The sequence below is a fragment of the Runella sp. CRIBMP genome (assembly GCF_009905605.1).
Classification (GTDB): domain Bacteria; phylum Bacteroidota; class Bacteroidia; order Cytophagales; family Spirosomataceae; genus Runella.
The window spans coordinates 202,148-217,109 of record NZ_JAAAKZ010000005.1 but is presented as its reverse complement, the minus strand read 5'-3'; the positions used below and the strand labels follow the sequence as shown (position 1 = coordinate 217,109).

Genomic DNA, 14,962 nt, shown 5'->3' with positions numbered 1-14,962 from the left:
TACGGCGAATATTTTTTGGTGGGATTTTACCTTTTCAACTCGTAGATATAATAGTTTTCGTCGTGAACGATTGATTCATTGAAAACTTTTACACAAAGAAATTGGTAATTTTTCCCTTGCAAACTTACAGATTTGAGGTGACCTTCCGTGTAAGCCACGGACGAATTGTACTCACACAGCCAGACTATTTTTTTATTTTTCTGTGCATTTGCCACTTGTGCGGCCCGCTTTAGTAAAGTTGAATCGGTCATGCCATAAACCGAGGGGTTCCACAAGTCGGCCCGCCAAACGGAATAAGCGGTGTTTTGCAAAATATCCAACGAAAATATCTTTTGTCCTAAATAGCCAGCCACGGGGGTATTCAGATAATGATAATTACCCATCAACAGATACGGAGTGCCCGCGTAGTTGGTTTCAAGAAAAGTGGCGGCGGCTTTGGCGTTGGAAAAAGGGTAGGCAAGGTCTTTAGAATAGGCGAATAGACCCGCAATTGCCTGTCCACACAGAATGGCTAAAAATGCAAATCGTGTGTATGGTGCAGAAGTGCCTGCCGGCACATAATTCTTTTTTCGGTCCAAAAATATCCAAAAGCAAAACAATATACTGATGGTATATATTTGATAGTGTCTAACACTGCCCACGTAGGCGCTCAGGTAAATAAAACCACCCAATGCAGCATATATCAATCCTGAAAGTAAGAGCACGGGCCGGTCTTTTCGCAAGTGCCACCACAGGCCTAGCCATGCGGCCATGCCAAGGCTCGCCATCCGGTATTTATTCTCCCTAAAAAACGTGTTCCAAAAGTGAAAATAACCTATTTCGGGAAAAGAAAACGTGCCTTTATACACATTCTTTAACACAAAACCGATGCGTTGCAGGTCAAAATTCAGGACAAATCCAGCTTCAGCTGACGCATCTTTTGGCGGAATAATCGTGATGATACTGATCAACGAGCCGATGATGATAAGCAATGAGCCAATCCAAAGGTTAGAATCTCGGTAATGAAGCCCTTTTTCTGAGACATAAAAAAGGATTACTCCCGCGCTGACCGCACAGGCAAACACGAATGCATAAGCGTTTGTGTTGAACAGTAAAGTCAATAAAAGGCAGATAATCAGGATGTTTTTGCGGAGGTTTTTCCAATAAATGGCAATAAGAAAAATTAGAAAAACGGCCAAGATGTAGTTGCGGCTAATCAACCCAAATTCAAACAACAACGGATAGCTTACCAAGATGAGGATTTTTTCAAACATCTTAAACGGACTCTTGAAAACCACTAAATAGGCCGTTCCCAAAACAAATGCGGTGTGGATGAGCTGCATCCAATGGGGGGCAATAGAAATTTTATTGATAGGCCACAGGATAAGGTGCCACAACAACGGATGCCCTTCATAAGCGGCATTGTGAACCAACGAGGTCAAACTGCCCGAGTACGATAAAATATTCCAAAGGTGCAGCTCGTCACGCCACATTTCGTGGTGGTATACCCCTAAAATAATGAGAAATGAATAGATAAGAAAGATACCCCACTCTAAACCAGACGAAGTTTTTGGTGGATTGAGCGTTGCTTCATCGTTGGACATTAGGGCGTATTTTTAAATGAAAATAATGGAAAATCATTACGTTTCCGATACATCACGCCACAATTCTTCAAACGCTTCTTGTAAAAGTAAACGGGTTTCTTCGTCGAGATTTTCGGACAACAGCCGTTGGTTAAACACGTCGCGCGGGGTTAAATCTTGGATAGAAGTTCCCGTTATGAAAAGCTCGTCGGCCCCTTTGGTTCGGTTGGTAAAAGATAATCTGGGTTTAATAATTTGGAAAGGAACATTGCTGAATTCGCGCAGTAACTCGTTGAAATACATCTCTTTGTGAGGGTCAGCAAACGGCTCTGTTACGTGTATTTCTACGTAAGAAGGTAGTGGATTTGTAAAAACGTAGGCTTTCAAGCCCGCTTCCACTTCGTCGAGGCTGCCCGTAAAGCAACGTAATTCTCGATAAGCGGGTACTGGAAGCGCCTCCACTGACGTGATTTTTGTATTGTCGACGGTCAATTCCAAGACGTATTTACGGTCGTCGCGCTCGCTGAAACTGAGCGGGATGGGAGAGCCCGAATACCTAATAAAATCCGAATTGCTGATGCGTTGGGGTTTATGAATGTGGCCAAGTGCTATGTAGTCAAACCCCGACGGAAAAAATTCTGCTGAAAAAGCGGCCTCGCCGCCCACCACGTGAATGTCGCGTTCGCTTTCAGATGTGGAGGCACCGTTGACAAATAAATGCCCCATGGCAATGGAGGGCAAATCGGCAAATTGGGAGGATTTTAAATCAGCAAGTTGCTCATAATGCCCCCGAATACCCTGCCGAAGGGTCGCGAGTCGGTTTTCGTAACCTTCACCCGAAACAGACTTACGTAAGTCCGCTTCTCGCAGGTACGGCACTGCTGCCACCACGATTTCGCCGCTGGGAGTGGTTAGGTGAAGCAATTCATCTTCAATGGATTCGAGGGCGTTTCCCACTACTTTAATATCCAGAAATTTAAGCAGTTCGCGCGGGGCATTGAGCACACCGGGAGAATCGTGATTGCCACCCGTTACGACCACCTGACAGCCCGTACCGATTAATTTTTTCAGAAAACCGTAGTATTGCGCCAACGCCTGATTGGAGGGATTGGTGGTATCAAAAACATCGCCTGAGATGAGTAAAACGTCAATCAAACGCTCCTGAATCGTGAGAGCCAGCCAATCCAAAAACAAGCGGTGGTCTTCTTCGAGACTGTATTTATGGAGCTGTTTTCCCAAATGCCAATCGGCTGTATGTAGGATTTTCATTTACAATTATTTTTAATTGTCCAATCTGGGACATTTACGTTCTTAAAGTTTCCCAAAACAGCAAGAAGGCATTATTTGCACGCCAAAGTATAGGGTTAAAAGGGTGCTTTTTTGCCTATTTTGGAGGTTTTAAAGATTTAAGGGAATGGATAAATATCGAAACTTCACATAACTCTGCAAAAATGACAAAAAGGAACGGTAAATTTGCAGTAAACTTAGAGAGAGAAGCTAATGGAAGTGCCTTTTGTTTTTTTTGATTCGGTCCGTGGGTATTTGCAACAACGAAAAGTGAGTCGCGCAGCTTTGTTTGGCTCGTTTGCACGTGGAGAAGAAAACATCCATAGTGACATTGATTTATTAATTGAAAAAGAAGGACTAACTTTCTTTGAAGTATTACAGATGGAAGAAGATTTAGAAAAACTAACCCATCGAAAGATTGACATTGTAGAGTTTGGGGCTGTTAAAGCATCGTTGAAACCCCACATTTTCAAGGATATAATCAAATTGCTATGAGAGACGATCGCGTCTATTTGAAAGATATTATCGAAAGTATAGAACTCATTTTTAGCTATATCGGCGATAATTCGAATTATGAATTTAGCCAAAATTTGTTGATTCAAGATGCGGTTTATCGCCGTTTTGAAATAATAGGAGAAGCTTCTGGCAATGTTTCAGAAGAGCTTCGACAAGCATACCCCGAAATAGAATGGCGACTTATGAAAGCAATGAGAAACAAATTATCGCATGAATATTTCGGAATCTCATCTCACACCATCTACAATACAGTAAAACAAAATCTCCCACCCTTGTTGGGAAAACTCCAACATATTTACCTCAGTTTATAATTAATTTGCAGAATGCTCACCACCAACACTATTGAACAAACCTATTACGTCATTGACTTTGATAGCACCTTTACGCAGGTCGAAGGCTTGGACGAATTGGCCAACATTGCTCTTGCCGGCAATCCCAACCGCGAAAAAGTGGTACAACAGATTCGTGACCTGACCGAAACGGCCATGAATGGCGATATGTCATTTGCTGAAGGACTTCGCCGTCGTATCGAACTTTTACAGGCTAATCGTTCGCACATTGATGCTTTAGTTGATTTTTTACGTACCAAAATATCCGATTCCTTCCTGCGGAATCAGGCTTTTTTGCACGACTACGCCGACAGCATTTTGATTCTGTCGAGCGGGTTTAAAGAATTTATTGTGCCGATTGTGACTGAATTGGGAATCAAAGAAGAAAACGTATACGCCAATACATTTCGTTTTGATGCCGAGGACAACATCATCGGGGTCGATAATGACAATGTACTCTCGACCGACAAAGGAAAGGTAAAACTGCTCCAATCTCTCAACCTTGAAGGCGAGGTGTGTGTCATCGGCGACGGTTATACCGACTACGAACTCCGTGAGTCGGGTTTGGCCAGCCGTTTTTATGCGTTTACGGAAAATGTTGAACGGGAAAAAGTGACCAAAGTAGCCGACCACATTGTGCCGTCGTTGGATGAGTTTTTGTTTTTGAACAACCTTCCCCGTTCGCAATCCTATCCTAAGAGTCGTATTAAGATTTTATTGCTCGAAAACGTTCACCCCGTAGCCCGTGAAGCCTTTGAAGGTGAAGGGTTTAACGTTGAGTTTGTGAAAGGAGCGCTGGACGAAGACGAATTGATTGAGAAAATTAAAGACGTAACCATCTTAGGGATTCGCTCCAAAACGATGGTGACACGTCGGGTGCTCGAAAATGCTCCGCGCCTGATTGCGATTGGGGCGTTTTGTATCGGGACCAACCAGATAGACTTGAAAACCGCGACCGAAAAAGGGATTGCGGTATTCAATGCACCTTATAGCAATACCCGCTCGGTGGTGGAGCTCGCCGTGGGTGAAATGATTATGTTGATTCGGAACGTATTCCCCAAAAGTGTGGGAATGCACGCTGGAAAATGGGATAAATCAGCCAATAATAGCTTTGAAGTACGCGGCAAAAAACTGGGCCTCGTGGGATACGGGCACATCGGTACGCAGCTGTCGGTGATTGGAGAGGCCTTGGGGATGGAAGTGTATTTCTACGACGTAGTGGATAAAATGCCCATTGGCAACGCCAAGAAACTCAAGTCATTAGATGAACTGTTGCAAGTAGCCGACGTGCTGAGCCTGCACATCGACGGTCGGAAAGACAATAAAAATGTGATTGGCAAACGTGAATTCGGACTCATGAAAGATGGCGTAGTGTTTCTGAACTTAGCACGCGGTCACGTAGTGGATGTGGAAGCCTTGGTAGAAGCCCTTAAAAGTGGTAAAGTAAGTGGAGCGGGGTTAGACGTGTTTCCGTATGAGCCTAAAACCAACAATGAAGCCTTTGAAAGCGAGTTGCGTGGCCTGCCCAATGTCATTCTTACTCCGCACATCGGCGGTAGCACCGAAGAGGCACAGGAGGGCATTGGTCATTATGTGCCAGAGCGGTTGTTGGAGTACGTAAACAATGGCAGCACCACGGGGAGCGTCAACGTTCCAGAAGTGCAATTGCCGTTGCTGAAAGGCTCTCATCGCCTGTTGCACGTACACCGCAATGTGCCTGGGATATTGGCCAAACTAAACAATATTTTTGCTCGCTACAATGTCAACATAACGGGACAATACCTCAAAACCAACGACCAAATTGGCTACGTTATCATGGATGTGGAGCGCAGTTACGTTGACGGTTTTGTGCAAGAAATCAAGGACATGGAAGAAACCATTAAGTTTCGGATGTTGTATTAAATAAATTCACGCAAAGAAGCAGAGGAGCAAAGACGCAGAGAGTTTACTTTGCTGCAGTAACTTATCGCTCCTTTGCGGCTCTGCGTGAGACACTTTTATAAGTATGGTTGTCTTTCCAAACGCCAAAATCAATATTGGCCTGCATATCACCGAAAAACGTGCCGACGGTTTTCATAATCTTGAATCTTGTTTTTATCCCGTGGGTTGGAGTGATGTGCTGGAGGTAATTCCCGCCCATGAATTCAGCTTTTCATCGTCGGGGATTGACATTCCTGGCGACCCCGCCAAGAACCTGTGCGTGAAGGCCTACGAATTGCTCAAAAATGATTTTGCACTGCCGCCTTTGGCCATGCATCTTCTCAAAATTGTTCCGATTGGGGCGGGGATGGGCGGTGGTTCTGCCGATGCCGCGTTTACACTTACGTTGTTAAATCAAGTCTATAATCTACAACTTCCAACGGAGACATTGGAAAATTATGCGCGTAAATTGGGCAGTGATTGTGCCTTTTTTATTCAAAACAAACCCGTTTATTGCTACGAAAAAGGCGACCAATTTGCCGATATTTCTCTATCTCTCAAGGGGAAATACATTGTTTTGGTCTATCCTAATCTTCATATTTCAACGGCCGAAGCCTATGCGGGGGTCAGACCTCAGGCCCCTTCGGTAAATTTGCTGGAAGCTTTGCAACGCCCGCTGTCGGAATGGCGTCATTGTGTACAGAATGATTTTGAAAGAGGTCTATTTCTGAAATATCCGATTTTGCCTGAATTGAAGAACTTTATGTATGAGCAGGGCGCGGAATACGCCTCTATGACGGGGTCAGGTTCAACAATTTACGGAATTTTTGAGAAAGAGGTCAATTTTCAGAACATTTTGCCACACTACACCGTTTGGCAAGGAGAGTTAACATCGTAAATCAGCCGTTTGGACGCAGGCATCATCATGGGGAAGGCTTCAATCGTTAAAGAAAATCGCTTTACTAAGCGGCGCGAGCCGTTCAACTTTATGCTTTGGTTGGGCATTGGAGGGAGTGTTCTGATTTTTACGATTCTGTTAGCGGTCTACATCATGCGCAAATCGGCAGGTGTATACTGGACAGATGTGCCGCTCCCGGGCCTTTTTTGGGTCAGTACGGTTGCCATTTTGGTTAGTAGTCTCACGCTACATTTGGCCAATCACAGCCTGCGCACCGATCGTTATCCTGAGTTTAGAAGGTACATTGCTGCCACGCTTTTTTTAGGAATTTTGTTTGTGATTCTTCAGTTTTTGGGATGGTATCAACTCATCAAGGCGGGTATTTCTACCCTTAATAACCCCTCGGCGGGGTTCATTTATTTGTTTTCTGGATTGCACATTTTTCATATCTTGATTGGCATTGGTGTACTGAGTTGGGCCGTATATCAGTCGCTCAAAAATAGCAACTATGTCGACGCTTTTGTTTTTAGCGTTAACCCTCCCAATCAACTCAAAATCAAGCTCATTACTATCTATTGGCATTTTGTAGATGTGCTTTGGCTGTATTTGTTCGGCTTTTTGCTGTATCATCACGGGCTGTAATGAACGATAGTGACAGTTTGACTAGTCTTTATTGCCTGTATAATTCCAGTAATTTTTTTGCTTCATTTTCCCAGTTATACGTTGTTTTAACGGCTTTACGACCATTTATTCCCATTGCTTGTAGCGTTTTAGGGTTTTCAATGCTCGATAGCATTACGGCGGCCAATGCTTCTGCGTCGTAGGGAGAAACGCAAAAACCGCATTGATTTGGCTCAATAACCGCCTTCAATAAAGGTAAGTCGGATGTGATAACGGGCAAGCCCAAGGCCATGTAATCAAACATTTTGGTGGGGTAAGAATCGACATAATCGCCGACGGGTTTGAGCAGGGCAATGCCCGCAAGGGCTTTTTGGGCGTACAAAAACGCTTCATCCTGCGGGGCGTATCCGTGAAAAATCAATTGTTCCTTTACTGCTCGGTAGTCGCTTCGTTCCTCCAAGGATTTTTGTGCAATGCGCAGGTGGCCAAAAAGGTGCAACCGTACGCTTGGATGTTTCCTTTTCACAATGACTAAGGCATGCAACAGAGTATCAAACGCCCGCTCAAAACTGATGACACCCGCGTAAAAAAAGGTGGGTTGTTGGACATCTGGTGCGGGAAAAGGCCATGAAAGCCATTCGGAAGACGCAAAATTGTGAACAATGGCGTGGGGCTTCCTAAGATTTTGGTACTCATTCAAATAGGCATCTTCGGTAAAAACAAACTTGAATACGTGCCGCGCTTGGTGGTCGAAATACCGAAAAAGACGCTCGAAAAACCACCCTCGATTGTACGATTTGAGAGGAAATTTTTTGTATAAATTCTCCTGAACTTCATACACCACTTCAGCCCCCAACCACCGAAACAAAAAAGCCAACGGCAACAATTCAGCCACGAAAAGGTGCACAATTTGCGGCCTGATAAATAGGAACTTCCACAGAACGATGGGGTGAACAAAAAACACACGCCAAAGGAGCTGACGGAAGTAGGGCAGACCAATAAAACGTTGGTTGGTCGGAGATTTTCGTTGGTCGTTTTGGTCAACAGCTAAGGCAACAAAAAGGTCAAAATGAGTGGATAAGCTTGGAGCAATTTTCCCCGAAATGCGCGGATCTGTGGCCGTATGAACCGTACTGAGTAATAAAATTCGCGGACGCGGGGTTGGTTTGTGCATGTTGCAAATATGGGTGAATCCCCGTATTTTTGAAAAAAGTACCTATTTTTTTAACCTATGATGAATGAAAACTACAATAAAAGCCGCTTTGTGGCTTGCTGCTAATGTGCTTGTTACAAGTGTAGTAGCTCAGCCGTCACCTAACTCTCAACCTCGCATGAACCCACCTCAGACTGACAAAATTGTACTCTATCAAATCTACACTCGCCTGTTTGGTAACCTGAATTCAACCAATAAATTTTACGGCACGCGTGACGAAAACGGCACTGGCAAATTCAATGACATTACCGACAAAGCCCTGAAAGAACTGAAAAAGTTCGGTATTTCACACGTTTGGTACACTGGGGTGATTGAACATGCCACCATGACCGATTATTCGGCCTACGGAATTCCCAAAGATAACCCGTATGTAGTGAAGGGAATTGCGGGTTCGCCGTATGCCATCAAAGATTATTACGATGTCAATCCTGATTTGGCGGTAGATGTACGCAATAGAATGGCGGAGTTTGAGGCGTTGGTGGCCCGCTCTCATAAAGCCAATCTGAAAGTTATCATTGATTTTGTGCCCAATCACGTGGCACGGCAGTATAAGTCAGACATGAAACCCGAAGGCGTAAAAGACTTTGGGGAAGGCGATAAGGTAGAAGAGGCGTTTAATCCGCAAAATAATTTTTACTACCTGCCCAATCGAAAATTCCTCGTTCCCGACAACGTGCCTGTGCCGCCGGGGATTTCAACTTTTCCGTACGAAGAATTTCCCGCCAAAGCTACGGGAAACGACGTGTTTTCGGCTAAACCCAGCATCAATGACTGGTTTGAAACCGTTAAGTTAAATTACGGCGTCGATTATCTCAACAATCGCAGCCGTCATTTTGACCCGATTCCGAGTACTTGGCTCAAAATGCGGGATATTTTGCTCTATTGGGCGGCCAAGGGTGTCGATGGCTTCCGTTGCGACATGGCCGAAATGGTGCCTTTTGAGTTTTGGGGGTGGGTGATTCCTGAAGTTAAAAAGGCAAATCCTGCGGTGATTTTTATTGCCGAAATCTACAATCCTGCCGAGTACCGCAATTATCTTTTTAACGGCAAGTTTGATTACCTCTACGACAAAGTAGGTCTCTACGATTCGCTGCGCCGCTTGATGGAAGGGCACGGGCATACCGCTGATATAACGCGGGTGTGGCAACAAGAATCGGGCGATTTTGCCAATCGAATGCTACGTTTTCTGGAAAACCACGACGAGCAGCGCATTGCCTCCCAGTATTTTGCTAAAAACCCGTTTTATGCCATTCCCGCCATGGTGGTTTCGGCCACGCTTCATACGGGGCCTTTGATGTTGTATTTTGGGCAGGAAGTGGGCGTGACACCCACCGTTGCCGAAGGTTTTTCGGGAGAAGACGGCCGCACAACGATGTTTGATTATTGGGGCGTGCCCGAATACCAAGCGTGGGTCAACGGTGGAAAATTTGACGGTGGCAAACTCACCGAAGACCAACAAAAGCTGCGTAAATTTTACGCTGATTTATTAAAATTGATTAACAAAAGTGATGCCATCCAAAATGGAGCGTTTTACGACTTGCAGTACGCCAACAACAACGGCCAAAGTGCTGGTTACAACGACGCCAAACACTATGTATACCTGCGTCATTCTGACAAACAAAAATTGTTGATTGTTTGTAATTTTGATTTGCATAATGGCGCACAGACCACCGTCAAAATCCCCGCCCATGCGTGGGAAACAATGGGACTTTCGGCAACGGGGAAATACACGCTGACAGAAATTTTTAATCATCCCCAAACGCTCACCGTCGAAGCCGCGCAGGGTGTACCAGTCAACATGAGTGAAAACAGCGTTCGGATTTTTGAGATAAAATCATCGAAATAATACTTAAAGCGCGTATTTGTCAGGCTTTTCTCCGAGATTTTTTTGGTTGGAGAAAAGCCTGATGTATTTATACAAAGTCCATTTGTTACGAAAAGTGTTAGCAGTAGCTTGCGGGCTATATTCACTTTTATTTTCAGGATTCTTTGCTTGCCAAACCCTTCTCATCAATGAAAAAACGCCTTTTATCTTTCTTCTTTTTTCTTTCCTTTTTTAGCCCAATTCTGAGGGCACAGTCCACAAAATTGGATAGTTTATTGCCCATTCGGGGTTTTTGCATTGGGGCTCCGCAGTCGAAGCAAGTGGATGCTTTCGTTAAATTTATTAACGAAGAATTGGCTCCCCGTCAAGTTAATACGCTGATTCTTCGCGTGGATTTTAATTATCAATTTGAAAGCCACCCCGAGTTGCGGGACAGTATTGCTTTGTCGCGCCGAGAGGTAAAAAAGTTGGTGGCGGCTTGTCGGAAAAATAACATCCAGATTATTCCACAAATCAACTTGCTGGGCCACCAATCATGGGCTACAACGACTTATAACCTGCTGAGGGTCTATCCTGAATTTGATGAAACACCTCACGTAAAAATGCCCGAAAAGTACGTGTGGCCCAACGCCGACGGTTTGTACTGCAAAAGCTACTGCCCCCTGCATCCCGGTGTGCATAAAGTGGTGTTTGATTTGGTCGATGAAATCTGCGATGTTTTTGAAAGCAATGCTTTTCACGCGGGAATGGACGAAGTTTTTTACATCGGCGACGATAAATGTCCGCGTTGCAGCGGCCGCAATAAAGCAGAGTTGTTTGCGGGAGAAGTCAACGCCATTAGGAATCATTTGGCTTTGAAAGACCGAAAACTTTGGATATGGGGCGACCGCCTCATCGACGGCAAAACCACGGGACTAGGTGAATGGGAGGCAAGCATGAACAATACGCATCAGGCGGTTGATTTGATTGCCAAAGACGTGGTCATTTGCGATTGGCATTACGAACGCCCCGACCAAACTGCTGTGTATTTTGCCATGAAAGGCTTCAACGTCATCACGTGCCCTTGGAGAAAACCAAAAATTGCCGTGGCCCAGACCCATGACATGCTAAAATTCAGAACAACGGCCACCAAAGAAATGAAACCGCGCTTTTTTGGCATGATGCAAACCGTATGGTCGCCTGCGGGGGCGTTTTTGGATGAATTTTACGGGATAAAAGTCAACGAAAAGGCGGGTGAAAATACGCCTTCCAATTGCTTCAAAACCATGTATGAAGAAATCAAGAAAGTAAGCCAATAAACAAAACCCATATCTCACGTGCAAGTTGCCCTAAAGCGAGTACCGTCAATCGACGCATTTCGTGCCCTGACCATGCTTCTCATGATTTTTGTCAACGATTTTTGGTTATTGTCAGGAATCCCGTACTGGCTCCAACACGCCAAAGCCGATGAGGATTTGCTGGGGTTTTCAGATGTAATTTTTCCGTGTTTTCTGTTTATTTTGGGAATGGCGATTCCTTTTGCCATTCAAAACCGCATCGCAAAGGGAGACAGCCAAGGGCTGATACTCAAACATATCATTTTGCGCTCCATTGCCCTGATTATCATGGGAGTTTTTACGGTCAATGTCCCTGAAATTAACTCAGCCGCCACGGGTATGGAGAGCGAATGGTTTCAGATTTTGATGGTTGCGGGCTTTTTCCTGATTTGGAATGTGTATCCAAAAAGTGAGGGTGCACAAAAGTACCTCTTTATTGGGCTACAAATCTTGGGAATCATATTGCTGTGTTATCTGGCGTATATTTTCAGAAGCGGTGAGGCCGACGCACTCGTAGGTATGAGGCCGCAGTGGTGGGGTATTTTGGGCCTTATCGGTTGGACCTACCTGACGTGTGCGATTCTCTATTTATTTGCTTACAAAAGCAGCATTGGGTTACTTATTGCCTGGGGTGTTTTTACTTTTTTTACGATTGCGGGTCATGCGGGGTGGTTGAAAGCCCTTTGGCCTTCAGGACCACAAGACTGGATATTGGGCAACGGAGCCTTTCATGCCTTCGCCATGACGGGCTTGTTAGCTACGCTATTGATGGAATGGTTGTACAAAAAAAATAGAAAAATACAGGTTCCTTCCATTTTTACGACGATTGGCGTGGCTATGGTATTGATAGGATTATTGTTGAGAAACTTCTTTATCATTTCTAAAATTCAGGCTACACCTACGTGGGTGTTCTTATGCAGTGGTATTGCCTTTATGCTGTTTGCGGGGATTTATTTTTGGGTGGATTTGCGGGGAAAAGCCAAGTGGTTTGCTCCCATTAAGGTCGCGGGAACTGCCACGCTGACGTGTTATTTGATTCCTTACGTTTATTACAGCGTGGCCAATTTACTGCCGTTCCGCCTGCCCGAAGCGCTCAGTTATGGGGTAGTGGGGCTTCTAAAGTCCTTGATTTATGCCTTTATTGTGATTGGTATTGCGGCAGTTTTGGGAAGAATGAGAATCAAATTGAAGCTATAAACGGTTTGTTCTTATCAAAAAGCCCCCCTCTGGAATCATTTCCAGAGGGGGGCTTTTTGATGAAAATACTTGTGTCCTCGGCTGCTTACAGTGTTGGTGTGCTTGGTTGCTCACAACCCAACGCAATCAAAATTTTTGCTATACCCCCTCAATAATTCTTATAATAATCCCGAATTTTGCTCGTAAGGCGGTCGTAAATGGGCTTACTGAACTCAATGAAAAGCTGTTGTGGGGGCGGAGGGTTGATTTCTCGAACACTGCATAGACGTTTCTGTTCAGCGGTCAAAGCACGCTCATCGCCGTTAAAATTGGCCCATTCGCATACCCACGTAAAATCTCCTCTGAATTTCTCCTGCGTTACCACCGACTTGTTGCGGAAATCCATCACTTGCATGTCCAACAACCCTGACGACAGCACCGATTTACGGGTGCGGGTCAGTTTGGCCGTCACTTTGTTATAAACTGGTATTTTCTTGCCATTAACGGTCGTTTCGCCCACTTTAACGGAGTCTTTGCTGGTCACTAGGTCGGTATTGGATTGAATGAGGGTCTGACCCACTACAAAATCATCAAATTCTAGCTTTATGACGTGGTCGGGTTTGAGGCGCGTACTTGAGGCCTCTTGTGGAGAATAAAACCGTACAAATTTATTGAGACGCTTATTGGTTTGTAAAAACTCGTTGACCTTATTTTGAAAGTATTCGTTGCTCAATTGATACGCCCGCGAGGTGACCAATACCTGCTCTACAACTACTTTAAACGAAGCGTATTCGTACGACTCATCCAGCATAGATTGAACGTTTTTAAAGCCGCCGAGCAAGGCGTTGGCAGATTCAAAATGTTCATACGCCTGACGCGCCATCTGTCGATTTTCTTTGTTCTGCATCGACAGCATACCCGCTTCATAACGTTCAGATGCCGCTTTTTCGCGGGCTTCTCGTTCTTCTGGAATGAAACTCCGAACGGTAACCAAACGCTCGCAAGCTGGGCATTTGCGCAAGGCATCATATAGCCGATTGAGACGTACGTAGGCGTCAACCACTGGCTCAAAATGAAAGGCTTCAGGGGCGTTTTGGTAGCGAGCTACGTCGTCCAAGTTTTGTTGAAGTGCCAATGGATAGGCCTGCTTGAGAATCTCTCCAGCAGATGAATTCGTTGGGCTGTCACGAAGTTTTTCGGCAGCTCTTAGCACCGATTCATCATAATCACCGCGTTTGAAGGCTTTTTTTGCGGATTTACAACCGATAAAACAAAACGTAAATAAAAGAAGGAAGACAAAAATGGCGGTAAAAGAGTGCTTCATATTCGTTGGATGTAAAGGGGCAAAAATAAACAGGTTTTTGGTAATTTCCCTTCTCAACGCATCTTGTTTCTCTTTACCAAATAAGCCGACAGGATTTGGTCGTAGCCTTTGGCTACGTCGGCTTCTATAAAGTCAATTTTATACTGACCGCATTTTAATTTTAACTCCTGATAATATTTTTTGACCGCTTCTTGGTACTGCTTTTTGACTTGTCCGGGCTGAACTTTTACTTTTTCTCCCGATTCCAAATCGATGAACTCGTACGGACGGTCATCAAACGCAAATTCTTCTTCGGTGCGACGGTCAGTAACGTGAAACAACAGTACTTCGTGCAGGTTGTGACGCAGGTGCTGCATGGCCGAAAAAATGCGCTCTGTTTGATTAATATCTTCAAACATATCGCTGAAAATGACAACCAGCGACCGTTTGTGGATTTTCTCAGCAATCAAGTGTAGCACATCAGCCACGGCCGTTTTGCGCTGTTCTTTGGGTTTTTGAAGAATCCCTTCCAAGTCCAAAAAAATCTTATGGACGTGGGAAGGAGTTGATTTAATCGGCGTCTGAATTTCAATTGTATCCGAAAAAGTACACAGACTGACGGCGTCTTTCTGGCGCTGGAGAAGATTGGCAATGCTCGCCGCTGCCATCGCACTGAAGGTAATCTTATCGTGATTAGGCTCAGGATAATACATCGACGACGACGTATCAATCAACAAGTGACAGCGTAGATTGGTCTCTTCTTCGTAGCGTTTTACAAACAGCCGGTCGGTTTTGCCGTACACTTTCCAGTCGATATGCCGTGTACTCTCGCCCGTATTGTAGAGTCGGTGTTCGGCAAACTCGACCGAAAAACCGTGGAAGGGAGACTTATGAAGACCCGTGATAAAACCTTCAACCAACTGCCGAGCTAGAAACTCTAAATTACCGTATTGTCTTACTCTTGCAACATCCAGCGTTCGTGTGCTCATTGGCAGT

At 44.8% G+C, this 14,962-nt stretch carries 13 protein-coding genes; 8 read left to right on the top strand and 5 right to left on the bottom strand.

The features are described from left to right. Nucleotides 1–26: 26 nt before the first annotated feature. Complete coding sequence (locus tag GVN20_RS15825; protein WP_166559277.1) at nt 27–1,583, bottom strand: hypothetical protein; 1,557 nt, start codon at nt 1,581–1,583, stop codon at nt 27–29. 36 nt (nt 1,584–1,619) lie between these two features. After that, nucleotides 1,620–2,831, bottom strand: coding sequence for an exonuclease subunit SbcD (gene sbcD / locus GVN20_RS15820; protein WP_166559276.1), 1,212 nt, complete (start codon nt 2,829–2,831; stop codon nt 1,620–1,622). A 231-nt stretch (nt 2,832–3,062) separates the two neighbouring features. Between sbcD and GVN20_RS15815 the strand changes: the two genes are divergently transcribed. The 5 genes from GVN20_RS15815 to GVN20_RS15795 all read left to right on the top strand — a co-directional run bounded on the left by GVN20_RS15815 (nt 3,063) and on the right by GVN20_RS15795 (nt 7,154). After that, complete coding sequence (locus tag GVN20_RS15815; protein ID WP_166559275.1) at nt 3,063–3,344, top strand: nucleotidyltransferase family protein; 282 nt, start codon at nt 3,063–3,065, stop codon at nt 3,342–3,344. Next, on the top strand, nt 3,341–3,676 hold the full coding sequence (locus tag GVN20_RS15810) for a DUF86 domain-containing protein (protein ID WP_166559274.1): 336 nt from the start codon (nt 3,341–3,343) through the stop codon (nt 3,674–3,676). The genes GVN20_RS15815 and GVN20_RS15810 overlap by 4 nt, the downstream gene beginning before the upstream one ends. Before the next feature lie 12 nt (nt 3,677–3,688). Then, entirely contained in the window at nt 3,689–5,596 is a 1,908-nt protein-coding gene (gene serA / locus GVN20_RS15805) for a phosphoglycerate dehydrogenase (protein ID WP_166559273.1), read from the top strand. 103 nt (nt 5,597–5,699) lie between these two features. Further along, on the top strand, nt 5,700–6,512 hold the full coding sequence (gene ispE / locus GVN20_RS15800; RefSeq protein WP_166559272.1) for a 4-(cytidine 5'-diphospho)-2-C-methyl-D-erythritol kinase: 813 nt from the start codon (nt 5,700–5,702) through the stop codon (nt 6,510–6,512). 27 nt (nt 6,513–6,539) lie between these two features. Further along, the gene (locus tag GVN20_RS15795) at nt 6,540–7,154 is read left to right on the top strand and encodes a heme-copper oxidase subunit III (RefSeq protein WP_166559390.1); all 615 of its coding nucleotides are present in this window, start codon (nt 6,540–6,542) and stop codon (nt 7,152–7,154) included. A gap of 28 nt (nt 7,155–7,182) precedes the next feature. Here the strand turns inward: GVN20_RS15795 and GVN20_RS15790 are convergent, their stop codons facing one another. Then, a complete protein-coding gene (locus GVN20_RS15790; protein WP_166559271.1) occupies nt 7,183–8,307 on the bottom strand; it encodes a glycosyltransferase in 1,125 nt (374 codons plus the stop codon). 64 nt (nt 8,308–8,371) lie between these two features. Here GVN20_RS15790 and GVN20_RS15785 point away from each other — a divergent pair, with 64 nt between their 5' ends. From GVN20_RS15785 to GVN20_RS15775, 3 genes are all read left to right on the top strand, one after another. After that, a complete protein-coding gene (locus GVN20_RS15785; protein ID WP_166559270.1) occupies nt 8,372–10,192 on the top strand; it encodes an alpha-amylase family protein in 1,821 nt (606 codons plus the stop codon). Between the two features lie 167 nt (nt 10,193–10,359). Then, the gene (locus GVN20_RS15780; RefSeq protein ID WP_166559269.1) at nt 10,360–11,469 is read left to right on the top strand and encodes a family 20 glycosylhydrolase; all 1,110 of its coding nucleotides are present in this window, start codon (nt 10,360–10,362) and stop codon (nt 11,467–11,469) included. Between the two features lie 18 nt (nt 11,470–11,487). Next, nucleotides 11,488–12,684 carry a DUF5009 domain-containing protein gene (locus GVN20_RS15775; RefSeq protein ID WP_166559268.1) on the top strand — a complete coding sequence of 399 codons (1,197 nt, stop codon included), beginning with the start codon at nt 11,488–11,490 and terminating at the stop codon, nt 12,682–12,684. Nucleotides 12,685–12,832: 148 nt separating this feature from the next. Here the strand turns inward: GVN20_RS15775 and GVN20_RS15770 are convergent, their stop codons facing one another. Together GVN20_RS15770 and GVN20_RS15765 are read right to left on the bottom strand one after the other, a co-directional pair. Then, on the bottom strand, nt 12,833–13,987 hold the full coding sequence (locus GVN20_RS15770) for a hypothetical protein (RefSeq protein ID WP_166559267.1): 1,155 nt from the start codon (nt 13,985–13,987) through the stop codon (nt 12,833–12,835). 53 nt (nt 13,988–14,040) lie between these two features. Continuing rightward, nucleotides 14,041–14,955, bottom strand: coding sequence for a DUF58 domain-containing protein (locus GVN20_RS15765; protein ID WP_114462109.1), 915 nt, complete (start codon nt 14,953–14,955; stop codon nt 14,041–14,043). Nucleotides 14,956–14,962 lie beyond the last annotated feature (7 nt).